16 protein-coding genes are annotated in these 24,620 nt (G+C 63.0%); 6 read left to right on the top strand and 10 right to left on the bottom strand.

Annotated features, from left to right (window positions below):
* Positions 1-112: 112 nt before the first annotated feature.
* A complete protein-coding gene (locus ACR30Z_RS01530) occupies positions 113-3,109 on the bottom strand; it encodes a UPF0182 family membrane protein (protein ID WP_144650011.1) in 2,997 nt (998 codons plus the stop codon).
* Positions 3,110-3,235: 126 nt separating this feature from the next.
* Positions 3,236-4,372, bottom strand: coding sequence for a YlbL family protein (locus ACR30Z_RS01535; protein WP_434371034.1), 1,137 nt, complete (start codon positions 4,370-4,372; stop codon positions 3,236-3,238).
* A gap of 211 nt (positions 4,373-4,583) precedes the next feature.
* Between ACR30Z_RS01535 and ACR30Z_RS01540 the strand changes: the two genes are divergently transcribed.
* Complete coding sequence (locus ACR30Z_RS01540) at positions 4,584-6,011, top strand: zinc-dependent metalloprotease (protein WP_144650015.1); 1,428 nt, start codon at positions 4,584-4,586, stop codon at positions 6,009-6,011.
* A 57-nt stretch (positions 6,012-6,068) separates the two neighbouring features.
* On the opposite strand, the gene ACR30Z_RS01545 is transcribed toward ACR30Z_RS01540, so the two are convergent.
* Genes ACR30Z_RS01545 through nudC form a run of 3 tightly spaced genes read right to left on the bottom strand, consistent with a single transcriptional unit; the run spans position 6,069 to position 9,810 of the window.
* Positions 6,069-6,695, bottom strand: coding sequence for a M48 metallopeptidase family protein (locus ACR30Z_RS01545; protein WP_434371035.1), 627 nt, complete (start codon positions 6,693-6,695; stop codon positions 6,069-6,071).
* Entirely contained in the window at positions 6,695-8,827 is a 2,133-nt protein-coding gene (locus tag ACR30Z_RS01550) for an ATP-dependent DNA helicase UvrD2 (RefSeq protein WP_144650018.1), read from the bottom strand. The genes ACR30Z_RS01545 and ACR30Z_RS01550 overlap by 1 nt, the downstream gene beginning before the upstream one ends.
* Positions 8,824-9,810: an NAD(+) diphosphatase gene (gene nudC, locus ACR30Z_RS01555; protein WP_434371036.1), complete on the bottom strand. Its 987-nt coding sequence runs from the start codon at positions 9,808-9,810 to the stop codon at positions 8,824-8,826. The genes ACR30Z_RS01550 and nudC overlap by 4 nt, the downstream gene beginning before the upstream one ends.
* Positions 9,811-9,982: 172 nt before the next feature.
* Here nudC and ACR30Z_RS01560 point away from each other — a divergent pair, with 172 nt between their 5' ends.
* Complete coding sequence (locus ACR30Z_RS01560; protein ID WP_434371037.1) at positions 9,983-11,251, top strand: macrolide 2'-phosphotransferase; 1,269 nt, start codon at positions 9,983-9,985, stop codon at positions 11,249-11,251.
* Positions 11,252-11,264: 13 nt separating this feature from the next.
* Here ACR30Z_RS01560 and ACR30Z_RS01565 read toward each other — a convergent pair whose 3' ends face one another.
* The 4 genes from ACR30Z_RS01565 to ACR30Z_RS01580 all read right to left on the bottom strand — a co-directional run bounded on the left by ACR30Z_RS01565 (position 11,265) and on the right by ACR30Z_RS01580 (position 19,657).
* Positions 11,265-12,266: an IS481 family transposase gene (locus ACR30Z_RS01565; protein ID WP_434371038.1), complete on the bottom strand. Its 1,002-nt coding sequence runs from the start codon at positions 12,264-12,266 to the stop codon at positions 11,265-11,267.
* 112 nt (positions 12,267-12,378) lie between these two features.
* Positions 12,379-15,903 carry an ATP-dependent helicase gene (locus tag ACR30Z_RS01570; protein ID WP_434371039.1) on the bottom strand — a complete coding sequence of 1,175 codons (3,525 nt, stop codon included), beginning with the start codon at positions 15,901-15,903 and terminating at the stop codon, positions 12,379-12,381.
* Positions 15,900-19,244: an ATP-dependent helicase gene (locus ACR30Z_RS01575; RefSeq protein ID WP_434371040.1), complete on the bottom strand. Its 3,345-nt coding sequence runs from the start codon at positions 19,242-19,244 to the stop codon at positions 15,900-15,902. Before ACR30Z_RS01575 ends, ACR30Z_RS01570 begins: the two co-directional genes overlap by 4 nt.
* Entirely contained in the window at positions 19,241-19,657 is a 417-nt protein-coding gene (locus ACR30Z_RS01580) for an MGMT family protein (RefSeq protein WP_144648436.1), read from the bottom strand. Before ACR30Z_RS01580 ends, ACR30Z_RS01575 begins: the two co-directional genes overlap by 4 nt.
* A 66-nt stretch (positions 19,658-19,723) precedes the next feature.
* Here ACR30Z_RS01580 and ACR30Z_RS01585 point away from each other — a divergent pair, with 66 nt between their 5' ends.
* The 4 genes from ACR30Z_RS01585 (at position 19,724) to ACR30Z_RS01600 (ending at position 23,222) form a co-directional block, all read left to right on the top strand.
* Positions 19,724-20,434 carry a 3'-5' exonuclease gene (locus tag ACR30Z_RS01585; RefSeq protein ID WP_144648437.1) on the top strand — a complete coding sequence of 237 codons (711 nt, stop codon included), beginning with the start codon at positions 19,724-19,726 and terminating at the stop codon, positions 20,432-20,434.
* Positions 20,435-20,760: 326 nt separating this feature from the next.
* Entirely contained in the window at positions 20,761-21,711 is a 951-nt protein-coding gene (locus tag ACR30Z_RS01590; protein ID WP_144648438.1) for an ABC transporter substrate-binding protein, read from the top strand.
* Between the two features lie 12 nt (positions 21,712-21,723).
* Positions 21,724-22,488 carry an amino acid ABC transporter permease gene (locus ACR30Z_RS01595; RefSeq protein WP_011775398.1) on the top strand — a complete coding sequence of 255 codons (765 nt, stop codon included), beginning with the start codon at positions 21,724-21,726 and terminating at the stop codon, positions 22,486-22,488.
* Positions 22,485-23,222 (top strand): amino acid ABC transporter ATP-binding protein, encoded by a 738-nt coding sequence (locus ACR30Z_RS01600; RefSeq protein ID WP_434371041.1) that lies wholly within the window; start codon positions 22,485-22,487, stop codon positions 23,220-23,222. Before ACR30Z_RS01595 ends, ACR30Z_RS01600 begins: the two co-directional genes overlap by 4 nt.
* Before the next feature lie 83 nt (positions 23,223-23,305).
* Here ACR30Z_RS01600 and ACR30Z_RS01605 read toward each other — a convergent pair whose 3' ends face one another.
* Positions 23,306-24,580 (bottom strand): glycoside hydrolase family 3 N-terminal domain-containing protein, encoded by a 1,275-nt coding sequence (locus tag ACR30Z_RS01605; RefSeq protein ID WP_144648440.1) that lies wholly within the window; start codon positions 24,578-24,580, stop codon positions 23,306-23,308.
* Between the last annotated feature and the right edge of the window lie 40 nt (positions 24,581-24,620).

Below are 24,620 nucleotides of genomic sequence, written 5' to 3' on the forward strand. Positions count from 1 at the left end.
GTGAATGTCAGACCAAATCCTGGCTACGTGATGTGCATCTCCCCCCCAAGTGCAAAGGGCCGGCACCTGCTCCAACGGGAGCGGGTACCGGCCCTTCAATCGCCTGCGGCTATCAGCTGCTCGGCGAAGGCGACGGCGTCGCGCTGGGAGTAGTCCCCGGCGTCGCGGTTGGAGCTGGTGTTGCACCCAGGCGGGTTTCCGCGTCGAGTGCCTTCTTCAGGGCCTCGGACAGCTTGGCCTGCTGGGCACCGTACGTGGCAAAGTCGCCCTTTGCCAAAGCAGCCTGGCCATCCTGGATCGCCTTGTTGGCCTCGTCGAGCGCTGCCTTCAGGTCAGCCTTGGCGTCGGTCGGGCCAGCGGGAGGTGCAGTAGTACCAGGGGGCGTGGCGGGCGTTTGGCCATTGTTGTCAGCATCGCCGGCTGTTGCGCCGGAGTTGCCACCGAACAACTGGTCGAGTGCTTCGTCCAACGTGGGTGCAAAGCCGATCTTGTCACCGAAGGCCACGAGCACACGCTGAAGCGTTGGGTACGACGTCTCACCCGTGGACTTCAAGTAGACAGGCTGTACGTAGAGCAAGCCACCGCCGACCGGCAAGGTCAACAGGTTTCCGTTCAAGACATCGGATGCGCCCTGCCGCAGGAGGTTAAGGGCCTGGGAAACGGTGGGGTCCGAGTTGAACTTGTTCTGTGCCTGTCCCGGCCCGGGGACCTGAGTATCTGTTGGGAGCTCCAGGAGCCTAAGTTTTCCGTAGCTCTCCCCCTTGACTCCCTTGACGTTACCGGCGTCGGAGTCCGCAGCCAGGAACCCGTAAAGAATGTTCCTCGCGCTGCCGTTGACCGTCTGCGGAATGAACGACGATGTCAGCTGGAAGGCTGGCTTTTCCTGGTCCGGCATCTGCAGCGACATGTAGAACGGAGGTTGCTTGACAGCCTCGGAGACAGTGGGATCGTTGGGAACGCTCCATGCGTCGTTGTTCTGGTAGAAGCTGTCAGGATCCGTCACATGGTAGCGGCCCAGAAGTTCGCGCTGAACCTTGAAGAGATCCTCCGGGTAACGGACGTGGCTCATGAGGTCGCCCGACATTTCCGAGTACGGCTTGATGACAGTCGGGAAAACCTTCTGCCAGGCCTTCAGGATGGGGTCCTGGTCATCCCACGCGTACAGGTTGACCGAACCATCGTAGGCATCCACCGTGGCCTTGACCGAGTTACGGATGTAGTTCACCGAACTGTTCGGCAGGGCGACAGTGCGGCCTGCGCTCGTCTGTGAGTCAGCAGTGGCGTTCTGCAACTGCTGCGGCTGGGAGTACGGGAAGTACTGGCTGGTGGTGTAGCCGTCAACAATCCACTTCACGCGGCCGTCAACGACTGCAGGGTACGCATTGCCGTCAACAGTCAGGTAGGGAGCCAGCTTCTCCACACGTTCCCGTGGATTACGTTCATACAGAATCTGGGATTCTGCGTTCACGCCATCTGACAGCAACAGGTCCGAGGACTGGAACTTGATGGAGTAAAGGATGCGGTTGAGCCAATTGCCAACGTTAGGTCCGCCGTTGCCACTGAAGGTGTACTGGGTTTCGCCGCCACCTTCCCGCCCTGCGGGCCGGTCCTGCTCACGGTTAGGAGCGCCGTCGGGTGCGCCCACAATGGAGTACTCGGGAGAGTTCTCACCGAAGTAGATTCGCGGCTCATACGTCGTGTCATTGCCGAGGACGCCGTTGGAGGGAATACCTGATTGCAGGAATTCGGGTTTACCGTCAGCGGTGAACTTGTTGCCCTTGGCAGCAACCACACCGTAGCCGTGGGTGTAGACAATGTGCCTGTTCACCCACGTCTGCTGGTTGGCGCTCAAGCCATCCGGATTCAGTTCGCGAACGGCGATCACGGTGTCCTGGACTTTGCCATCCACCATGTATCGATCAACATTCAACGTTTGCGGGAACTGGTAGTAAGGGCGGTACTGCTCCAGCTGGGCGAACGCCGAGGAGATGAGGTTCGGATCGAGGAGGCGGATATTGGCGGTGGTCTGCGCGTCCGCGGCCAAGGCCCCTGTTGTAGCCGTAGTAGTGGCGTTGTAGGCCGATACGTCGATCTGATCCAGCCCGTAAGCCGCCCGCGTCATCTTGATATTGCGGTCGATGAACTCCTTCTCCAAGGTGTTTTCCGAGGGCCGCACCTGGAACTGCTGGATAACCCACGGGTAGACGCCACCGGCAAGGATGGCCGTAATGACCAGCATCGCGGTACCAATGACCGGCAAACGCCAGCGGCCAATGATCGCAGCGATGATGAACAGGATTGCCACGAGGCCGGCCGCCACGGCGAGGATGGCCTTGGTAGGCACAACGGCGTTGACATCCGTGTAGAGCGCACCGGCCCAGCGGCCGGAATTGCTCTGCACCGTGGTGTACCTGTCCAGCCAGAAGTTGATGCCCAGCAGGACCAGGAAGACAGCGCCGGTGACAGCGATGTGGATCTGGGCTGCGCGGCTGGTGAAGATGCCACGCTCCATGAGGCGGATACTGCCGTAAAGGTAGTGGGTCAGGATGCCTGCGATACCGGCTACAACCGCGATGCTGATCAGGAATCCGGTGACGAATCCCAGGAACGGCAGGGACATCAGGTAGAAGCTGATGTCGAGGTTGAACAGCGGGTCCGTCTGGCCGAACGGCTCTTGGTTGAAGAACAAGAGTGCCTTCTGCCATTGACTGGCTGCAGCGCTGCCGGCAAAAAGCCCGAACAGGATCGGCAGGCCGACCATAACCACCCGGCGAACTGGCTCAAGCTGTGCCTGGTAGCGGTTGAGGTTGTCGCGGGACTCCGCATCAGGCGCGTAGACGGGCCGGGAGCGGTAGGCGATCCTGATGGCAAAGAACACGGCCGCGAACATCATGGCGAAACCGATCAGGAAGGTAATGATCCTGGCGAGGTTTTCGCGGATATAAACTTCGAAAAAGCCGAGCTGCTGGTACCAGAGGACGTCAGTCCACACATTGGCGAAGAAAATGAACCCGACGACAGCCACTGCAACGACAATGAGCGTCGGCGTCAGGGCACCTCGTCTCAGCGGTGATCTTCCGGGCGGGTTGGAGCTGGCGGGACGGGACAAACTCTGTACCTCATTGGTGTCAGTGAACAGTCGGTGTGCGAGTGGTTGACATTCTCTGCCGCTGGGACATGGCGGAGGCCGTCATATATGCCACGAGTGGCAGTAAAGCTAAGTTCCTTCGCCAGTCTAGTTGTTTGTGCAGGTGGGAAGGCCAGTCGTGTCCTGTCCGGACCCGAGCCGCTCCACGGCGGCAGTGGCGTCGGCCAGCGTTTCCACTTTGACAACCTGCAACCCGTCCGGGACATGGCCCACTACATCCGCACAATTGGCAGCCGGAGCAAGGAACATGCTGGCCCCGTGCTGCCGGGCCCCGATCATCTTTTGGGCAATACCGCCGATAGGTCCCACGGCTCCATCTGCAGTGATAGTGCCTGTACCAGCGACGTGTTTACCGCCAGTAAGGTCCCCCGGTTCGAGGTTGTCCACGATTCCCAAGGCGAACATCATTCCAGCGCTCGGTCCGCCCACGTTCTCCAAGGAGATGCGGACATCGAACGGGAAGGTGAAATCGCTGGCGAGAAGAACACCCAGGACGTAACGGTCCGCCTGGTTCTTGGTGGGCGTCACCGTTTCCGTCACGGCGGCACCGTCCCTGTCCACAACGACGACGGCCGGGGCACCGGCCCCCGCTGCCAATTCCGCCTGGATCACGCTCATGGACGTGACGGGCTTGCCATTGATGGACGTCAGGCGGTCGCCTTCCTGGATCTTCCCGGCTGACGGCGATGGATCGGACAAGCCCGCAACGGTCAGCCGCTGCTCAAAGGGGATGTCCAGCTGCCGCAAAGCTGCGGCGACGGCATTCTCCTGCGAGGTTTCCATGGCAATTTCGCCCTGTTGCACCGTTTGTTCAGCCGTGGTGCCCTTGGGATAGATCAGTTCCTCGGGGTAGATGGCCTTGGAAGGGTCCAACCATGCGCGAAAAATATCGAAGATCGTGGCAGGACTCTTTGGGCCACCGGTCATCACGACGGTAGTGAGGTCGAGGTTGCCGTTGGCCGGAAAAGACTCCTGGCCGGTGATGGTGATCACCGGCTTGTCGCCGTCCTTACCCAAGGTATTGAAGGTGGGTCCCGCTGACTCAACAACGTAGGGAACAGGCAATGCCGCTGCGCCTATGCCGAGGCCCAAGGCCAGCAGCCCCGAAATCACCATGATCATGTAGCGGCTGTCCCGGGGAGGCGCCGGCGGCACGGAGGAGGGATCGGCGTCGGGCGTTTGACGCGGGTCCAGTGAGCCCTCGGGGCTGGGTGAAGTAAGCATTGAGGCCTCTCTATGCCGGCGTTGCTTGACCGGTTCCATGGCTCATCCCGCCGAAGGGCGGCAGCGGCACATACCAAACATCAACACTACGCGGTCCTGCGCTGCGAGGCTGCTTTGCCTACAGCGAACGGCGCCGCTTCCGGGCAGACAGCCCTCCGGCCGCGCGGTACGGTGAAAGAGATCACCAGCCAGTTCGACGATCGGCGGCACCATGACTTCCAACCCCAACAACCCGTCCAACGACGACGACACACCCAAGGACCCGCTGGCAGAAATGCTGCAGAACCTGATGGGCGGCCAGGGCATGGGCAACATCGATCCCGCCGAGCTGGCCAAGGCCGCAGGCCTGCCCAACGACCCCCAGCTGCTCCAGCAGATGTTCGCCCAGGTCCAGGCCATGATGAGTTCCACCTCCGAAGGGCCCGTGAACTGGCAACTCGCTCACGAGAATGCACGCCGGGTCGCAGCAGCCGGCACCGATCCCTCGGTCAATGCCCAGCAGGCCAAGGAAGTTGACGAAGCACTTCGGCTCGCGGAACTTTGGCTTGACCCCGTTACCGATCTCTCGGCAACCGGCCTGATCGGCCGCGCGTGGTCGAGGGCCGAGTGGGTGGAAGCCACCTTGGGGACATGGAAGCGGCTGACCGAGCCGGTGGCGAACAGCATCGCCAATGCCCTGTCCAACGCCCTCACCCAACAAATGCCCGAGGAAATGAAGTCCATGATGGGCGGCGCTTCCTCCATGCTGCAGAACATGGGCGGCGCGATCTTTGGCATGCAACTGGGGCAGGCAATCGGCGCTCTCTCGGCTGAGGTGGTCAGCTCAACTGATATTGGTGTCCCTCTGGCAGATCTGGAGATGGCACTGCTGCCCGCCAACGTCGCCAAATTCGGAGAAGGCCTCAGCCTCCCCGAGAACGACGTACGGCTCTTCCTTGCGGTACGCGAAGCCGCCCACGCACGGCTGTTCGTGCAGGTCCCGTGGCTGCGGGGCCACCTGCTCGGGGCCATCGAGGCGTACGCCCGCGGCATCCACATTGACATGTCCCGTATAGAGGACCTGGCCCGGGACTTGGACCCCAGCAACCCCGAGGGAATTCAGGAAGCACTGTCCCAGGGAGTCTTTACGCCGGAACGCACTCCCGTGCAGACGGCAGCACTGGAGAAGCTTGAGACTGCACTCGCGCTCGTCGAGGGCTGGGTGGACGAACTGACCGCGGAAGCTACCGACAAGGTGCTGCCATCCGCTACAGCGCTGCGCGAAACCGTCCGTCGTCGCCGCGCGACCGGCGGACCGGCCGAGCATGCGTTCTCTTCCCTCGTCGGCCTGGAACTGCGTCCGCGCAGGCTCAGGGAGGCTGCCACCCTGTGGGCAACGCTGAAGGAAGAGCGTGGCATCGCCGGCCGCGACGCGATTTGGCACCACCCGGACTTGCTGCCAACGGGTGAGGACCTTGACGACCCGAAGGGCTTCTCCGAACGCCGACGGCTGGCCGAGGCCAGTGACAGCGAAGTTGACGACGCCCTGCAGAAGCTGCTCAGCGGCGGTTACGACACCACCGACGATGCTGAGACTTCGGATTCCCGGGACGACGAGAAAGAAACGGACGACAACGACCCGGACTCGCCGAGCAAGTAGGCAGGTTCCGCAATTGTCCTCCAGCAACGGCCGTCCTTCATGGCGGCCGTTGCTGGGTTAATCAGTCAGTTCCGCAGCGCACTCTGGTTGATTGTCACGCCCTGATTCCGGCGCGAGGCCCCGAGACGTCGCAAAAGCCACTCCTTCCAGGAACGCCTTGGCACGCTGGGTCTCAGGATAGGCCTCGACAAGTCTCCAGAAGTCGGCGTTATGCCCAGCTACCAGCAGGTGGGCAAGCTCGTGAACAAGCACATAGTCGATGACCCATTGCGGCATGGGCTGAAGCTTGTTCGAAAGCCGGATGGTGCCGTCCGCCGGAGTGGCCGAACCCCACCGCGAGTTTTGGTTGCCAACCCAGCGGACCGACGTCGGGACCGCGCGACCGCCCAGGTAGGTCCGGGAAAGGTGCGCGGCATGGTCGGCAAGCACTTGGTCCGTTGCCGGACGGCGCCTGCCCTGGGCGTTCCGCCGCTCACCTTGCTTCTTCAGTTTGGCCAGCATGCGCTGGACCCATTCACGTTCCTGGGACTTGGTAAAGCTCGCCGGGATGGCCACCACTGCATTGCCGTCTTCCCAGAACGCAGCAACAGTCCTGCGGCGTCGCGATGATCGCCGCACGACTACAGGGGTACCGTCATCGGTGACCTGCGGAACGCCGGCGTCGGCAGCCGGTGGGCGCGCCATCAGAGTTCAGAGCTCTCAGCAAGGACAGCCAGGACAGCTTCGCCGTAACGTTCCAGCTTGGACGGGCCGATTCCCGCCAAGACGGCCAATTCCTCAAGTGACGAAGGTTTGGCCTCGGCAATCGCCGTAAGGGTAGCGTCCGTGAAGACCACATACGCCGGGACGTCGGCTGACTTCGCCTCATCCAAACGCCACTGCCTCAGCGCATCAAACGTCTGTTCCTCGTAGGTGGGCGGGCATTGGTTGCAGCGACCGACTTTGCGTTCGGCTCCGCTTCCCAGCATGCTTCCGCAGACCCTGCACGACGCCGGTGCGGCAGCTTTGCGACGTGTGGGGCCTGTCTTGCTGCGCGCGTTTGCGGACGCCACGGAATCCGGACGGAGTCCGTCGAGGAAGCGGGACGGTTTGCGGTTGGCCCGGCCACCAGGCGTACGGGCTGTGGACCATGAAAGATTCAAGTGCTCCCGCGCCCTGGTGATTCCGACGTACAGCAACCGGCGTTCTTCATCAACATCTTCAGGGGTGTCCGCGAAAGAAATCGGCATCAGGCCCTCGCTCAGTCCCACCAGGAACACGGCGTCCCATTCCAAGCCCTTCGCCGCGTGCAGCGAAGCGAGAGTCACCCCTTGGACCGTGGGGGCATGTTGCGCGACCGAACGCTCCTGCAGTTCGTTGACAAATTCGGCCAACGTGAAGGATTCGCCCCGGCTGACGGCAAGTTCGTCGGCCAAGGCAACCAGCGCCGCCAACGATTCCCACCGCTCGCGAAGCGCTCCCCCGCTGTGCGGAGCAGCTTCGGTGTACCCAAGGGAGGCGACGATGTCCCGCACGATCTGTCCCAATGCTTCCTGGGGTCCCTCGGCCACCGCCCGGGTAGCGGCTCGCAGCTGGAGGATGGCATCCCGAACTTCCTTGCGCGCGAAGAACCGTTCGCCTCCCCGGAGTTGGTATCCGATGCCTGCTGAGGCCAGTGCTTGTTCGTAGGCCTCGGATTGTCCATTGGTGCGGAAGAGGATGGCGATCTCGCTGGCTTTGACGCCACCGTTGAGCAGCTCCTGAATCCGGCCTGCCACCACGGCGGCTTCGGCTTCGTCATCCGGGCACTCCATGAACCGCGGTTCCGGACCCGTGGGACGCTGCGCCACCAGCTTGAGCGGCGGAGCCCAAGCGGCATCCGCCACGGGGCCACCGCTGCGCCGGGAACCGAGGAGTTCGTTGGCCAACTTCACCACTTGCGGTGTGGACCGGTAGTCCCGGATGAGCTTGACGACGGTGGCGGCGGGGAACTGTGCCTTGAACCCCAACAAGTGCTTGGGCGAAGCGCCGGTAAAAGAGTAGATCGTCTGGCTGGCATCGCCCACCACGCACAGTTCATCACGACCACCGAGCCAGAGGTCCAAGAGCCTTTGTTGCAGGGGCGAAACGTCCTGGTACTCATCCACCACAAAATGGCGGTATTGCTCACGAACGGTTGCTGCCACCTTCGGATCCTCCTGGAGGATGCCGACCGTGATCAGGAGGACGTCTTCGAAGTCGATGACGTTGCGGTCCGTTTTGATGTCCTCGTACGCCTGGAACACGCGGGAAACCGCCGTGAGGTCGAATCCTCCGGGAGTTCCACGGCCCTGAGCATTCTCCAGATAGTTCGCTGGGGTGAGCATGGACACCTTGGCCCACTCGATTTCTGCGGCCAGATCCCTGATGGACGCACGATCAGTGCTGAGGCGAAGCCTGCGGGAGGCCTCAGCGATCATGTTGGCTTTGTGGTCCAAAAGGCTTGGGAGCGTACCGCCGATGGCCTGGGGCCAGAAGAACTGCAACTGCCTCAGGGCCGCAGCATGGAAAGTACGGGCCTGTACATTGGCAACGCCTAGATCGCGAAGCCTGCTCCGCATCTCGGCCGCAGCACGGGCCGTGAACGTCACGGCCAGCAGCCGTTGCGGACTGTACACGCCTGAGTGAACGCCATAGGCGATGCGGTGGGTGATGGCACGGGTTTTTCCCGTTCCCGCTCCAGCGAGCACGCATAGAGGGCCCGACAAGGTACTGGCGACTTCGCGCTGCTCTTCATCCAAACCGCCGAGGATGCGCTCCTCAAGCGAGCCCCCGGCGTCGAAAATGTCTTCTGTCACGGCTGGAGGTCTTCGATGACGCCGCCGTACCAATGCTCAATCAATGAACGCGCGATGGACAAACGCGTGGAGATGGTGATCTCGCCACTCAGCACGGCCGCCTGCAGCTCATCGCGGCTGAACCACCGTGCGCGGGTGACCTCTACGCCATCGGGGCGTGCAACGGCGTCGTCGGTGGTGGCCGTGAACCCCAGCATGAGCGAGGCGGGGAACGGCCAGGACTGTGAACCGAGATACTGGCAGGCCGTCACACGGACACCCACTTCTTCCCCTATTTCACGAACGACAGCCTGTTCCAGCGATTCACCGGGCTCGACGAATCCCGCGAGCGTGGAATAGTTCTTGGCGTCGAGGGGTCCCCCGCCGCCAAGAAGGAGTCGGCCATCAGGTCCCACCACTGTGACAATGATGGCGGGGTCCGTACGTGGGTAGTGCTCCGAGTTGTCCTGGGGACAGCGCCGCACCCATCCCCCGGCCTCTATGTCCGTAGGAGTCCCGCACTGGGGACAATGCGTGTGGGTTGCGTGCCAGTTGGAGATTGCGCTGGCCTCGATAAACAAGGCGGTGTCAGTAGCGTCAAGACGGGCGGCGACCTCCCGGAAGCCCGCCCACTCGGCATCCAGAGGGACCGTTGCGGTCCCCGGGTCCACTGGTTCAGCAGCCGTGAAAAGCAGAACGGCGGTGCCTTCCTGCAGGGAGGAAGACGTCAGGGTTGTTCCCAAATAGATGGCGGCAGCACCGGCATCGCCACTTTTGAGGGCGTTCCACAGCGGGGCGGCGTCGCCGAACCATAGCCCATCGGCAGTCACCAGCGCCTTGCGCTGGGAAATCACCATGGCCCTCGCCGTGCCGGAGGCGATGAGATCATCAACCATCCCCGGCTTCACGCGGACGCCCGATCCGCGGTCCACCATGGCTGCGCGCACTGGGAGAACAGTGTCCATCAGGTGATTGGCCAGCGCCGGTGGCTCCGTGTAACTCATGTATCTACCGTACTGACTCGTACCGACAAAAAACATTTGACGGAGCCCCCCCCCTGTGGACGCGCCCCGAGTAGGTGTCCCGGCGGGAGGTTCTACTGCGTATTTGCAGCGGATCTGGAGACTCGCCGCACTGCATCATGGCCACAGGCTCCACTCAATCTACCGTGGAGACGTGAGAAGAACACCGCTCGAACTGGCCGCTATAGCAACCGCGGCGGTGCCAGGTTTGGCGCCGACGGCTACAGCCTATTCCCCCGACGACGACGCCGACTTCGACTCGGCGTTGCTGCTCGACGCGGAAGGCAAGCGCTGGCGCGTCCGTTCGCCGCGCCATCCCGAAGCCAGCACGCGGCTGGAGACCGAGTTCATGGTGCTGCGCGCCTTCGCGCCCGCCATCCGCGCTGAACTGCCATTCCATGTGCCCACCATCGCCGGCACAGTGAGGCAGGGCGCCCTCACCACCTTCGTGTATGCCCACCTCCAGGGCTCCATGCTGTCCATTGAGGAACTCTCGGCGAGCAACCCTGCCTTGGCGCAGGAAATTGGCGTGGCTTTGGCCGCCATCCACGACCTTCCGCTGACACTCGTCACCAATGCGGACCTCCCCAGTTACTCGGCCAACGAGTTCCGGCAGCGCAAGCTCAACGAACTGGACCAAGCTGCCACCACGGGCAAGATCCCGGCCACCTTGCTCCGCCGATGGGAGCACGCACTGGAAGACGTCGCTTTGTGGCGTTTCAACACTTCGGTGGTCCACGGAGATCTTCACGAAGACAACCTGATGGTCCAAGACGACACCGTCACAGCCCTGACAGGGTGGACCGACCTCCGGATTGGCGACCCCGCCGACGACTTCGCTTGGCTGGTGGCCTCCAACGAAGCCTCATTTGTTGAAGCAGTCCTGAGCCACTACACGCAAGCGCGCCGCGAAACACCCGACGCCCACCTGTTGCGCCGAGCCGCATTGTTGGCCGAGTTTGCCCTCGCCCAGTACCTGGTCAAAGCCATGGCTGCCGGGCACCAGGGCATGACGACAGAGGCGGAGTCGATGCTCCAGACGCTCGCAGACGACATCGAAGAGCAGGCACGACGCGATGAAGCGGCCCAGGCCGCCGAAGACGCGGCCGCTGAACATCAGGCCTCCGAGGTCGCGGCGGCCCAGCAGCCCGCTGTCAGCGTCGTCGCAATATCCGACGCCGGTCCTTCAGTTTCGGTGGCCGCCATACCGGCCGTCGAGGAGACCGATAATGCCTCTGACGAGCCTTCTGTTGGGTCGGCTCCAAGCAGCGGCGGCGACATGGAACGAGCCGCCGGAGAAACGGAATCCGAGAGCGAAACCACTGAGGCCGGCACCTCGGGGACCAGCGACCAGGACGATACGTCCACTGCCGCCATCAGCGTGGTCAATGTAACCCCACTTCATGCGGCGGACCGGTCCTAGCCCGCTAGGTGTACTAACCCGGTAGGTTGTTGACGCGGCTGGCTGGGGAGGCGCCTTTGAGTGCGGTGTGTGGCCTGCTGCGATTGTAGTGCTCGATGAAGTCCTGGTAGCAGGCTTGGCGTTCGGTTTCTGATGTGTAGTGCCGGGCGTAGGCCCATTCCTCCAAGAGGATGCGGTTGAAGCGTTCGACTTTGCCGTTGGTCTGGGGTCGGTAGGGTCTGGTGCGTTTGTGTCGGATGCCGGCTTCCGTCAGGGTTTGGGCAAAGAGGCGGGACCGGTAGCAGGAACCGTTATCGGTGAGGACCCTTCGGATCTTCACACCGTGGGCGGCGAACGCTGCAATCGCGTTGCGCATGAAGGCCGCGGCCGTTTCCTTGGTCTCATCCGGGCAAATTTCGGAGTAGACGTAGCGGGAGTGGTCATCGACGGCGTGGTGGATGAACGTGAAGCCGCGGAGCAGGCCCCTGTTCTTCCGGGCGCCTTCGGCCAGGTTCCGGGCACGGGCGTTGGCTTCCCCTGCTACCCGGCCCAGGCTTCGGTGGCCTCCGCCGTCGGGGATCCTGCCGAGTTTCTTCACATCAACGTGGATCATCTCGCCCGGCTGCATGTACTCATAGCGGTGGGCGTGTTCCCGACGGATCCTGATCCCGGTGGAACGGTCCGTGAAGCGCAGCGGCGGGCAGTGGTAGCGGCGCAGGATCCGGTGGACCGTGGAGATGTTCAAGTGCAGGTGGTAGGCGATCCTGGCCGGTCCCCAGCGCTTGGAGGTTCTCAGGCCCACCACCCGGCGTTCTGTTCGCATTGCACTGCGGTGCGGACAGCTCAACGGTCGACAGGGCCGGTCCTGCATCCCGGCTTCGCCGAACTCGACGTAACGCTTCGCCCAGCGGGCCGCGGTCGGGACAGAGACGTTGAACCGCTCAGCCGCGCGGCGCAACGGCCAATGATCATTCACCACGCACCGGGCGAGCTTCAACCGGCCGGCAGGGGCAAGGATCGCGTTAGAGTGGGACACGAGGACCTCCTGGACATTGTGTTTGCTCTCGACAAGCTCCACACAACACCCGGAGGTCCTCTTTATCGCGTTACTCCCAGCCCCGTGTCATCAACCTGCCGGGACAATACAGCTAGGCGTCGTCCTCCAACGCCTTTGCCACGATTCGTTCCAGTTCCTCGGCACTGCCCAAATCGTGCGGGCGCACCACGGAATCATCCGCCACATAGTAGAACGCGGCGCTGACGTCTTCGAGGGGCACTTCCTTGAGTCGCGCCCACGCCAGCCTGTAAACGGCAAGTTGCACTGCCCGCGTCGCCAACTGTTGGCCTGCGGGTCGCCGACCGGTTTTCCAGTCGATGAGCTGCCAGCGGCCATCGGCATCACGGAACACGGCGTCGATACGTCCACGGACTACGACGTCACCAATTCGCGTTTCAACCGGCACTTCAACAAAGGCCGGGGCGCGCTGGGCCCACTCTGACCGTTTGAACGCAGCCACCATGTCATCCAGGCCGTAGGCCTCGTCGATATGCGAATCGGACCCCGGCGCTTCATCAAGGTCAAGCATGCCCGTCGTCCCGAAGTACTCCTCCACCCACGCGTGAAAAGCTGTACCTTTCCGCGCTGATATGCCCGGTTCCCGGGGCACCGGCCTGCGGAGCTGGGACAGGACCGCCGCCGGATCGGCGCCCAAATCGACGAAGAGGGACGCCGAGATGTGGCTCGGCAGGTGCACATCCTGGATGGTCTTGCGTTGCCTCTGCCTATCCAGGAGGAGCTCAGCTTCTTGGGACCACTTCCCGGCTGGTGCGCTGAGTTCGCCCGCAGCTGCTTCCCGTTCGGCCGAAGGTCCTTGGCTGTTAGGTCTCTCGATGTATTCAAGGACCATGGCCGCGGCCTGGTCCATGGCAAGCCTGCGGCCGGGAACAAGCCTCAGACGAGCGCCGGTCCGCGGATCCGAAGGTCCCTCGAGGGGGTCATAAGGAAATTGGGCAACCTCAAGCGTTGCCGTCAACGGGCTGGCCTCCGGCAGGGCTTCCTCGGCAACGGACTCCGGATGGATAACTGCCCGTCCAACCGGAAGAAGACTGGCTTCACGGCCAGCGCCCTCCAATCCTGCAAGGGGGGCCAACTCGGAGAGGAAGGTAGACATGTCCGCTATCCCCGAGCGCGAGCCGTTCCACGCAGCGCTGGAGACCTCCAGTACGAACTTCGCCCGTGTGTAGGCGACGTACGCAAGCCTCCGTTCTTCTGCTTCTCCGTGGTGTTGAACCTCGGATTTGAAGTCCTTCTCCGCGTCCAGCCAGCCCTTTTGGTCAGGTTGATCGAGGTCCCACTGGGGAAGATCGCCGCGATCCCCCCGCAGAGGCCACGGCAACGCTGCGGCACCGCTGCTCCACCGTGAATCCCTGTTGCTGGGAAACGATCCTGCGTTGAGACCCGGGACGAAGACAACGTCCCACTCCAATCCCTTGGAGGCGTGGACAGTCAGCAATTGGACGGCTTCGCGATTGGTATCAACCGGGGCGACGTCCAGGCCGCCTTCCTCGGAGGCTGCAGCTTCCAGCCACGACAGGAAAGCCAGCAGATCGATGCGCTGTGATGTCTGAAGGAATCCCGCTGCGGCGTCCTGAAAGGCATCGAGGTTACGGCGTGCCTGGTGAATGCTGGTGCCTGGCTTTGCCGCAACTTCGATGTCCAGGAGCATGGCGCGTTCGACTTCTCCAAGGAGCGTTGTGAGGTCGTCTCCGATGTAGCTGCGGAGGGAGCGAAGTTCCGAAGCCAGGCTGGAGAGCCGGCTCAAGGCAGCAGCGCTCAGGCTCCTCCCCTGTCCTGATGTCCAGCCGGGCTGTGGGAGGTAGTCAAGTGCTTCCACCAGGCTGGCAGCATCGGTAATGTCGCTCTCGACAACCACGGAGGACGGGTCCTCGTCGGCGTCCATGTTTCCTTGGTGGGCGTCCGGAGCTGAGCGGCGACGGGCCAGGAAACGCGACCAATCGTTGAAGGCCATCAAGTCCGCCGGTCCGATCCGCCATCTGGCCCCGGCAAGCAACCTCATCAGGGCATCGGATCGGCCCGGATCGGCCAAGACCCGCAAGGTTGCCACCAAATCCACAATCTCCGGCGTGTCGAGCAACCCACCCAATCCGACGATCTCGTAGGGGATTCCCTGGAGCTCAAACTCGCGGCGAATGCACTCCATCTGCGCCCGCCGGCGACACAGGACCGCCATGGTGGGTTTGATCGGTGTGCCGTCCTTTTCTTCTTCAAAGACCGTCCGCTGGTAGCGCCGGACATCGCGGCCTATGACGGCCGCCTCGTCCTCGTCGGTTCCGAAGCGGCCGATGACAACGCTCCCGTCCACCGCGGCAGGGCTCGGGACCAATGCCGGAACCGAGACGTGGCTGGAGGTCTCCCGCTCCCCTGCCGGACCTTCCAGTGCTGCTGCCCTGTTCAAAGGCGAGGCAATGGTGTTGGCGGCTTCCAGGATGTTCCTGCCGTTGCGCCATGCCGTGGTCAGGAACGAAGTTGGGGCCACGGAATAGGCCTCAGCGGCACCGGACCCGTCAGTGTGCCGTACCGGGAATTCTTGAACGAAGTGGAAGAGCTGGCCCGCCGAGGCACCCCGGAATCCGTAAATGGACTGGTTGGGGTCACCAACTGCCGTGACTGCGTGTCCCTGCCCGAAAAGGCGCGAGAACAGTACGAGCTGGGCATGGGACGTGTCCTGGAACTCATCCAACAGGACCACTTTGTAGCGCGCACGCTCAGTAGTGGCCGCGAGCGGAATTTCGCTGGCAATACGGGCCGCCAGGGCCACGAGATCTCCAAAGTCGAGGACGCCGCGTTGACGCTTTGCTTCCTGATAGCGAACCACCATATCTGCCACGCTGGCCCGGGTCCTCAGCATGGCTGCCAAGTCTCCGGCGGCCTGCGTCGGGGACTTTTTGGCTCCTGCAACATAGGGAAGCTCCTCAAAGGTCTGGACGCGTTCCAAGACCCAGTCCCGAACAGCGGCCGGATCCTGAAGGTGCTCCGCGCACTCTCCCGCCAACTGGATGACGGCATTGACCAGAGTGGACTTGGCAGCGGTGAAATGTTCGTAGTCGCCGTCGTAGGCCTCCACGATCTCGCTGGCCAACTGCCAGGACTGAGCCCCACCCAACAAGACGACGTCGCGCTCGATGCCAAGTCTCAGGCCGTAGTCCGAGACGATGCCGCTTGCATAGGAGTGGTAAGTGGACACTTTGGGTTCGAGGTCGTCAGCGCCGAGGAGGCCTTCGGGAAACCCAATGCTGCCGTCGTCCTCAGCCGCTATCCGCTGAAGAGTGGCGAGCTTGGTCCGGATTCGGCTGGCGAGCTCCCCGGCAGCCTTGCGGGTGAAGGTCACGCCGAGGACTTCCTCCGGCCGCACCCAGCCGTTAGCCACCAACCACACCACCCGGTCAGCCATGGTTGCGGTCTTACCGGAACCGGCTCCGGCGATCACCAGGCGTGGGGTGAGGGATGAGGCAATGATGTCTGACTGCTCGGATGTGGGGTGGTTCTTCTCACCAAGGATGTCCGCGAGCTGCGACGGTGAGAACCGGGGTTCCGGAACGTCCGCCTCGCCACGAGTGCTGGAGGCAAAGCCGTCCAGGAGCTCGGTTGTCATTCAGTGACCTGCTTTCCTCTGGCGCACAACGGGCAAATATCAGGCAGGCGGCAACCGTGTCCGCCGTGACCACCTTTGCTGGGGTCGTGCCGAGCTTCGAAAGTGGCGCCCGACATCAAGGCAGCGGCTTCATTGACCATGCCTTCCGCCCAATTGTCGGCGGCTTCCAGCGGTTCCTGCTGCTGGACGGCGGGACTCTTGGCCTTGGTTCCCAGTTGGGCCAGCACTGCGCCACCGGGGACGAACGCGTTCGCCGACTCAGCAAGTGATCCGGTGCCCGGATCTTCTTCCCTTGTTCCGACGTCCTGGAAGGCGCCGTTGAGGACGGCCGCCTGATACGCACCCAGTTGGGGGTGTTTGGCCACTTCGGCCTTACCCGGTTGGCGCTTGCCAGTCTTGAGGTCGACAATCACCAGCCGACCCTCCGCATCGATTTCAAGACGGTCCACCTGGCCGCGGAGGACTGCGTGCCGGGTGGCCTCCATTTCAGGCCCTTCGGGTGAAACCACGTCCACCTGGACATCAGGTAGTCGGACCTCAAAGTCGTGTTCTACTGCCAGAAGGCTCCGGCCCTCACTGCGCATGATGAGGACATACTGGGCCAACTTGCGGACCATGAGCTCTGCGCGTTGGAAATCGAGCTTGCCTTCCCAGTTGTCTTTCATGCCCAAGGTGGGCCAGCGCCGAACGAGTTCGGCCACATACTCGGCGCCTGAAGCATCGGGAAGCTCTTGGGCGATGCCGTGGACCAGCGTGCCCAGGCTGCGGGCGAAGTCGGTGGCCGCCTCTCCTCCTGCGGCCTGGACGAACCAATCAAGGGGAGATTTATGGACAGCCTCCACTTTGGACGGCGAGACGGAGACGGTGCCCCCTGGCGGCACCACGGCTTCTTCGGAGCTCAAAGGAGCCAAGCCCCACCACGTATCCGGATGCGCTCCGGGAACAGGCGGTTCCGTACTGGCAAGCCTGGCCAAAACCCGGGCCGCTTCGTGCGCCGCGCGGGCGTTGCCGGATACGGCATCGACTGACTGGACATGCTGCCGGAGTTCTGCGACGAGAGCCCTGAGCGTCATGGGCCGGTCTACGGGCGTATAGTCGCGCTTGTACTCCCCCGGACCCAGCGGTGCCACGTAGTCCAAGAATGAAGAGGGCTGTTCATCTTCCGAGGACACTGCGGTGCAAATCAGTACCTCCCGGGCACGTGAGACGGCCGTTGAGAAACTCCTGAGTTCGTCGTAGCGGATGTCGCGGAGCCTGCTCAGGGGTCCCCGTCGAAGGGCGTACTCCACCCCGTGTTCCACAGCATCGGCGTAGACCGTGCTACCCAGAAGTTCGCCGCGCAACCGCGTATTCGGCCAGACACCTTCCTGGAGGCCGGGGACGATCACCACTGGCCACTCACGGCCGGCTGCACTGGCAGGGGTCATTATTTCCACGCAGGCTTCCAGCTGGGCGCGGGCCGCGAGGGTATCCATGGGCAGTTCCTGGTTCAACAAGTAGTCCAGAAATTGCTCAGGACCGGAACCAGGCAACTGGTCCACAAAGCGCTCGGCCGTATGGAACAACGCCATCATGGCATCGAGGTCGCGATCGGCACGAGCCCCTGAGGCACCACCATCAAGGGCCATTTCGGCCCAACGGGAGGACAAACCGGTGGCCTGCCACAACGCCCACAAGACCGACTCGGCGTTGGCCCCCGGCCCGTTAGCGGCCTCGACGCCTGCGGCGAACATACGGGCGAGACGCCGCGCGGAGCTGCCCTCAATTCCCAACGTAGCCAGCGCTCCCGGCTGAAGCAGGGCTTCCACCAGCAAGGCGTCACTTGAACGGCCGCCACCACCCAGGAGTTCTTCGCGGCGGAGGGACTGCCGGAGCCTGCGGAGCTCAATGGCAGTTGCTCCTCCAATGCGGGACGTCAGGAGGGAAACCGCTGTTTCGGGGGTCAGTTTCTGCGGGTCCAGGACAACGGCGAAGGCTTCCAACAAAGGGCGTACTGCGACTTCGTCACGGACGGCGGAGTCCGCCACTGGAACCCGAACGGGAATCCCCTGGCCGCCCAGGTACCGCTGTAGCTGCGAGATTTGCCCTCCGTTACGGACGATCACGGCAATGTCGCTGAACTCCCTGGATTCACGCAGTTGCGCTTCAAGGATGCGCTGCGCCACGTAGCGCATTTCATGGACAGCAGACGGCAGCACGTGCCCCTCAACCCGGCCCTCCCCGCCGGAGTCGTGGGTGGCCGGATCCCGATGTACCGGTTGTTCCAGTTGCCGGGCCAGCTGGCCGCCCGAGCGCTGCGAGATCCTTGCAGCAACCCTCGTCCAAGCTTCGGCTAGCTGTGGCCTGTGGCGGTGGGTAACGGACAGCGGACGTTCAAGGACCGTTTGATGCGGCCCGCCCAGCAGGGACGGCAACTCCGCCACCAGATCCGGGCGTGCTCCACGGAAGCCCTGCACCACGGTATCCGGCGAGTAGGTCACCACGACGTCCTTGCCCTCCGCCACATCAGCCAGGAGCTCGAAAACGGCCGGGTTGGATTCCTGGGCGTCATCCACCAGGATGAGCTGGAGTCGATCGCGTTCAGCAGCGAGGAATTCCGGCGCATCCTGGAAGATCTGCCGGGCAGTGGTGATGATCCCGGCGGGATCGAAGGCCTCAGGCATGCGAAGGTCCAAGACGTCCCTGTACTCGCTGTACAGCTCGGCGGCCGCCATCCAATCCGGCCGCCCGCATTCGTAGGCCAATCCCACCAGGTCTTCGGCCGTTCTGCCGGACTCGATCACGCGGTCGAACAATTGGCGGATTTCATGGCGGAAGCCGCGCGTGGGAAGGGCCGCAGCGAGGTCCTCAGGCCACGGGAGCCGGGAGCCGGGCCGGGAATGTCCTTCAAGCAATTCTTTGATGATGAGGTCCTGCTCAGGACCCGACAGGAGCTTCGGCGGCCGCGTCAGCGGCAGAACGCCTTCGGCCTTGGCGCGCCGGATGACATCGAAGGCGTACGACGCCCAGGTGCGTGCCGGCGTCGTACTGAGGCTCCGGTCCAGCCGCCCCGTAAAGGAGTCCCGCAAAGCCGCAGCTGCGTGCCGACCAGGAGCGAGAATGAGAATCTGTTCAGGGTTCAGGCCATCCTCGTGGACGCGGCGCACTGCGGATTCGACAAGTACCGTGGACTTGCCCGTTCCCGGGCCTCCTGGGACAAGGACAGGGCCGCTCCCCTGCCGCAGGGAAACGACTGCAGTTTGGTCCGGCGAAAGAACGGGTGCCGCGTAGTGGGTCTCACGCGGCGGCAGCAGTCGGAGAGCTGCAGGTGCCTGGCGGGTTTTGGTGGGAGTCGCGGTCACACAGTCATTTCATCATCGGGCACCGACAAAATATGGAGTTGACGCTCCAACTGGTCCGAGATCACATCAAGTTGGTCGAAATCGGCGTCTGTGGGTGCCCAACGAGCCGCCGCCAGATCCACTCTCCAACGGCCTTCACCTGTCCGTTGGAACGCTTCATACGCGCCATGAAGAGGTGTGGATTCTGCCAGGTAGTGTCGCAGTGCGTCGGCCTCATGGCCTGGGGGCGCCTCGCCGCTCGCCCGCAGGACACGCCACCACGCCACGGAGCTGCCATAGTGGCTCATCACTGCGCCCACCTGCCGCGGGCCACCAGCGCCCAACAGTTCCGCGACGTCACCGTAGGACACGGCGGTTCCGGACGGAACGAGGTCCACAACGGCCAGTACCGCCGTCACATACTCCATCCGCATGTGTTCAGCGTAACGGCAGGAGTGTTGGTACCCAAGACTGTCAGGGCCAGCCGGTAGCGTAAAAACATGAGCTCCTGGAACACCCTCTCCCGCGCCGCATTCGACCTCGAGACCACCGGGAAGAACTCTCGTTCAGCGCGGATCGTGACTGCGTCCATCACCGTAGTGGACGCCCACGGGGAACTGATCGCGGAGCACGAATGGCTTGCGGATCCCGGCGTCGAGATCCCGCTTGAGGCCAGTGAAGTCCACGGCATATCCACGGAGAAAGCCAGGGCGGAGGGCCGCCCGGCTGCCGAGGTGACCCGCGAGGTCGCGGGCGTCCTTCAGCGACTGTTCGACGACGGCACCCCCGTCATTGCTTTCAACGCCAGTTACGATTTCACCGTGTTGGCGGCAGAATCCGCACGGTACGGTGTTCCGCAGCTCACCCGCTTCCCGGTTCTGGATCCCTACGTGATGAACAAGCAGGTTGACCGCTACCGCAAGGGCAAGCGCACCCTTACTGCCCTGTGCGAGGAATACGGAGTGGACCTGACCAACGCGCATACCTCTGCCGCCGACGCCTTGGCCACTCTCCGGGTCCTCGACGCCATGGCGGGCAAGTTTCCCAAGCTTCAGATGCCGGCGTCCACGCTGCACCAGTTGCAAGTAGACTGGGCAGCGTCGCAGGCCGCCGATTTCCAGCAGTACTTGAGGCGCAGCAAACCCACAGCTGTAATTGAGGGTGAGTGGCCGGTCCTTCCGCCCGAGGATGCAAGCCGCGGCGGTTTCTAAGTCCGGGACAGCCGCCAGTCAGGTTACGTTCTGCGACGCAAGTCACAAGGATTTCGGGAACCCCGAAAAGCGCCCCAGCTGAGCGAGGATTCCACTAGTGGGCGCGCCCTTGGAATAGTCCGGAGGTGCGCGGCCCCTCTGAGGGTACTTTGTTCGGCAGAATCGAGCGTGAGCAACCATTTCTTCGATTCACCGTGCGCTGGTGGGCTGGTGACATAATTAAGTTTGGCGGGTTGAAGTCTGCTAGGGCAGCCAACCTTCGTATTGCTGCCGCATTCCCCGCCCACCGCGAAACGTCTCCGTGACCCGATGAAAGTGATTTCTTCATGAAATTCAAAGCCCCTAAGTGGCTGTCTGTTGCCCCCGTGGCCGCAGCCCTGGTGATTTCCCTGGCAGCATGCGGCGGAGGAACCTCCGAGCCCAGCGGCACGCCCACCGACGCTCTTGCCGGCAGCGACCAGAAGTCCCTGGACACCTTCACCACCGCCGACGTGACGGCGCTGGACAAGATCGACAAGTCCAAGCTGGGCCTCATCACCGACGGCACCCTGCGCGTGGGCACCCTGTCTGACGCACCGCCGAACATCTTCATCGATCCGTCTGGCAAATTCACCGGCTACGACAACGAGCTCCTGCGCGCCATCGGCGACAAGCTGGGCCTCAAGGTCGAGTTCGCATCCACCGACTTCTCCGCGCTGCTGTCCCAGGTGGGCAACAAGCAGTTCGACGTCGGATCCTCCTCGATCTCCACCACGGACGCCCGCCGCAAGACGGTCGGCTTCACCAACGGCTACGACTTCGGCTACATGGCCATCGTGACCAAGAGCGACTCCAAGGTCACCGGCTTCGCCGACGTCAAGGAAGGCCTCCGCATCGGCGTTGTCCAGGGCACCGTCCAGGATGACTACATGACGAACACGCTCAAGATTGAGCCGGTCCGATTCCCCGACTACAACACGGTCTACGGCAACGTAAAGAACGGCCAGATCGACGCGTGGGTTGCTCCGTCGCAGCAGGCCGAAGGCCAGGTCAAGGAAGGCGACAACACCAAGATCGCCGAGAAGGTCGTCAACACCCAGAACTTCACCGCGTACGCCGTGAACAAGGACAACCAGCCGCTGATCGACGCCCTGAACTCCGGCTTGGACGCTGTCATTGCCGACGGCACCTGGGCCAAGCTCACCGCTGAGTGGTACAAGGACCGTCCGACTGCCGCCGAGCAGACCCCCCAGGGCTGGAAGCCGGGCAGCAAGGCCGTCCAGCTCCCCGCCAAGTAACCAAGGCGTTCCATGGATATCCTCAATCAACTAGCCGAGACCTTCTTCGACTGGGAGGCAATGGGCGAAGTCATCCCCAAGATGTTCGCCGTCGGCCTGCCCAACACCATCGTCCTGGCCGTCGTCTCGGGCATCATCGGGACCGCGCTCGGGATGCTGCTCGCCCTGATGGGGATTTCCCGGAATGCAGCAGCACGGTGGGTAGCCCGTATTTACACGGACATTCTCCGCGGGCTCCCCCCGGTGCTGACCATCCTGGTGATCGGTTTCGGTTTCGGCCCGATCATTCGCGAACTGACGGGCTCCACCAGCCCGTACCCTATGGCCATCGCGGCGCTGTCCTTGATGTCTGGTGCGTACATCGGCGAGATTTTCCGCTCCGGCATCCAGAGCGTGGACAAAGGCCAGTTGGAGGCCACGCGTGCGCTGGGCTTCAGCTATGGCTCATCCATGCGCCTGGTGGTAGTGCCCCAGGGCATCCGTCGCGTCCTTCCCGCGTTGGTCAACCAGTTCATTGCGTTGATCAAGGAATCGTCCCTGGTGTTCATGTTGGGCCTGCTGGCAACGGAGCGCGAAATCTTCCAGATCGGCAAGGACGCAGCTGCCAACAGCGGCAACCTGTCCCCGTACGTGGCGGCGGCCATCTTCTACTTGGCCCTGACCATCCCCCTCACGCACTTCGTGAACTGGATTGACGCCCGCATGCGTGCCGGCCGTCCGGAGAAGAAGGAACCGGACGAGGCAGCAGCCGTCGTAGGAAAAGGAGCCCAGGCATGAGTGAATTCGCATCAGGCACGCTGACGGCGAAGAACATCCACTTGTCGTTCGGCAGCAACCATGTGTTGCGGGGCATCGACCTGCACGTCGAGAAGGGCACCACGGCTTCCGTGATCGGCCCGTCAGGCTCGGGCAAGTCAACGCTGCTCCGTGTGATGAACAGGCTTATCGAACCGGACCAGGGTGACATCCTGCTGGATGGACGCTCGGTGCTCAAGGACAACCCCGACGAGCTGCGCCGCCGCATCGGCATGGTCTTCCAGCAGTTCAACTTGTTCCCGCACAAGACAGTGGCCGAGAACATCTCGCTGGCCCTGCGCAAACTCCGTGGCATGTCCAAGGAGCAGGCGCGGGACGAGGCCCTCGCCCAGCTGGACTTGGTGGGGTTGAAGCACAAGGCCGACTCGCGTCCGGCCAACCTGTCAGGTGGACAGCAACAGCGTGTGGCCATTGCCCGCGCGCTGGCCATGAAGCCTGAGGTCATGTTCTTTGACGAGGCAACCTCTGCGCTGGATCCTGAACTCGTCAAGGGCGTTCTTGCCCTGATGACGGACTTGGCCAAGGGCGGGATGACCATGGTGGTGGTAACCCACGAGATGGGCTTCTCCCGCAACGTGTCCGATGTTGTGACGTTCATGGATGCCGGTGTGGTGGTGGAATCCGGCCCTCCGGAGCAACTGTTCACCGATCCGCGAACGGAACGCCTTCAGGGTTTCCTTTCGGACGTCCTCTAAGCAGGACACAGGCTCCAAAGAACCCCGTCTTCCGGATCAGTCACGTTGGTGATTGAGCTGGAGGGCGGGGTTCTTTGCTGCGTTCATTGCCCTGCTTTGACGCGCAGCACCGTCAGCGCAGCAGCGTCCACCTTGGCTCGGAAGGCCGGATCTGCCTGGGCTTTCTGCGTGACCGCCTGATGCATGAGGGGGATGCTCGCGGGATCGGCGCACACCAGCATGGTTCCGCCGGCAGCGAAGAACTTCAGTGCACGATCGGCGTCCGACCAGGCTTCCAATTGCGCAGCGCTGCAGAGGTCATCCGAGAGAACGATCCCTTTAAACCCCGCATCCGCACGCAGCATGGTGTCCATCACCGTCGGGGAGAAGGGCGCAATATTGGCGGGATCGATCTTGTCGTAGTAGGCATTTGAGACCATGACCCACTGGGTGCCCGCTTTGATGGCGGCGTGGAACGGCTCCAGCGCCGGGTCTGTCCGCGTGGTGGCTGTATCCCGAACATCGCTGGTGACGTCGGTGTTGGGAACCACTCGGCCCAAGCCCGGAAAGTGCTTGACGACAGGGGCGACACCGGCGTCCTTCATGCCGTCGGCAAAGGCATTGCCCAGGGCCGAGACCGTGCTGGGCGCATAGCCGTACTCACGCTGGAAGTGGCCGATCGGGGCGTTGGACGGGGCGAACTCCGGGCTGGTGACTGTGTCCAGAACCGGCGCAAGGTTCACATTGACGCCAACGCTTCGAAGTTCCTTGCCCCAGGTTGCAGCATCGGTGCGGAGCTTGGCCGGACCTGACGATGCCTGCACCAGGGCCGTGGGCATCGTGGAGAACCCTGGACCGGAGAGGACTTGGACGTACCCGCCCTCTTGGTCGGTGGCAACGAACAGGGGTACCCCGCCGGTTGTCGCCGGAGAGACGGTACCCGTCAATGAGGACACCACGGACGCCGTAGCGGCAGTACCCGCTTTACTTCGCCCGCTGAGGTAGACGTTGCCGGCGTGATACTTCTTCAGCGCATCCATGGTTCCAGGCTCCGCGCCGGTGGCTTTGGCTGCCACCATGAACAACTGCCCGACGCGCTGTTCAAGGCTCAACGAGGCGAGCTGTTGCTCCGCTATTGACGGCGGGCTCGTAGCGTCCGAGGCGTTCGGGGAAGGACCTGACGACCGGGCGGTGGGGTCCGCTGTGGAGGTGGCGGGAACCGGCGTGCTTGTGGCAGACGAAGGAGCGGCCGAGGGCGTCCCCTCCGGTGAGGTCTGGTCGGAATTTCCGCTGCCGGCTGAGCAAGCTGACGCAATGGCGACGAAGACTCCAGCCGCAATGCTCATGCCGAGGGATGCAATTGTCTGGGTCTTGCGCATGGTAAACCGTAAGTTCGTTGGGGTTGGGTTTCCTCTACGA

The organism is Paenarthrobacter sp. FR1, assembly GCF_051106045.1.
In the GTDB taxonomy this organism is placed as follows: Bacteria; Actinomycetota; Actinomycetes; order Actinomycetales; family Micrococcaceae; genus Arthrobacter; species Arthrobacter nitroguajacolicus_A.

What these genes read in the sequence shown, in the direction of transcription:
- ACR30Z_RS01590 (WP_144648438.1), top strand. Translation starts at nt 20,761, where the DNA reads ATGAAATTCAAAGCCCCTAAGTGGCTGTCTGTTGCCCCCGTGGCCGCA.
- ACR30Z_RS01600 (WP_434371041.1), top strand. Translation starts at nt 22,485, where the DNA reads ATGAGTGAATTCGCATCAGGCACGCTGACGGCGAAGAACATCCACTTG.
- ACR30Z_RS01570 (WP_434371039.1), bottom strand. Translation starts at nt 15,903, where the DNA reads ATGACAACCGAGCTCCTGGACGGCTTTGCCTCCAGCACTCGTGGCGAG.
- ACR30Z_RS01580 (WP_144648436.1), bottom strand. Translation starts at nt 19,657, where the DNA reads ATGCGGATGGAGTATGTGACGGCGGTACTGGCCGTTGTGGACCTCGTT.
- ACR30Z_RS01605 (WP_144648440.1), bottom strand. Translation starts at nt 24,580, where the DNA reads ATGCGCAAGACCCAGACAATTGCATCCCTCGGCATGAGCATTGCGGCT.
- ACR30Z_RS01540 (WP_144650015.1), top strand. Translation starts at nt 4,584, where the DNA reads ATGACTTCCAACCCCAACAACCCGTCCAACGACGACGACACACCCAAG.
- ACR30Z_RS01545 (WP_434371035.1), bottom strand. Translation starts at nt 6,695, where the DNA reads ATGGCGCGCCCACCGGCTGCCGACGCCGGCGTTCCGCAGGTCACCGAT.
- ACR30Z_RS01535 (WP_434371034.1), bottom strand. Translation starts at nt 4,372, where the DNA reads ATGCTTACTTCACCCAGCCCCGAGGGCTCACTGGACCCGCGTCAAACG.
- nudC (WP_434371036.1), bottom strand. Translation starts at nt 9,810, where the DNA reads ATGAGTTACACGGAGCCACCGGCGCTGGCCAATCACCTGATGGACACT.
- ACR30Z_RS01585 (WP_144648437.1), top strand. Translation starts at nt 19,724, where the DNA reads ATGAGCTCCTGGAACACCCTCTCCCGCGCCGCATTCGACCTCGAGACC.
- ACR30Z_RS01595 (WP_011775398.1), top strand. Translation starts at nt 21,724, where the DNA reads ATGGATATCCTCAATCAACTAGCCGAGACCTTCTTCGACTGGGAGGCA.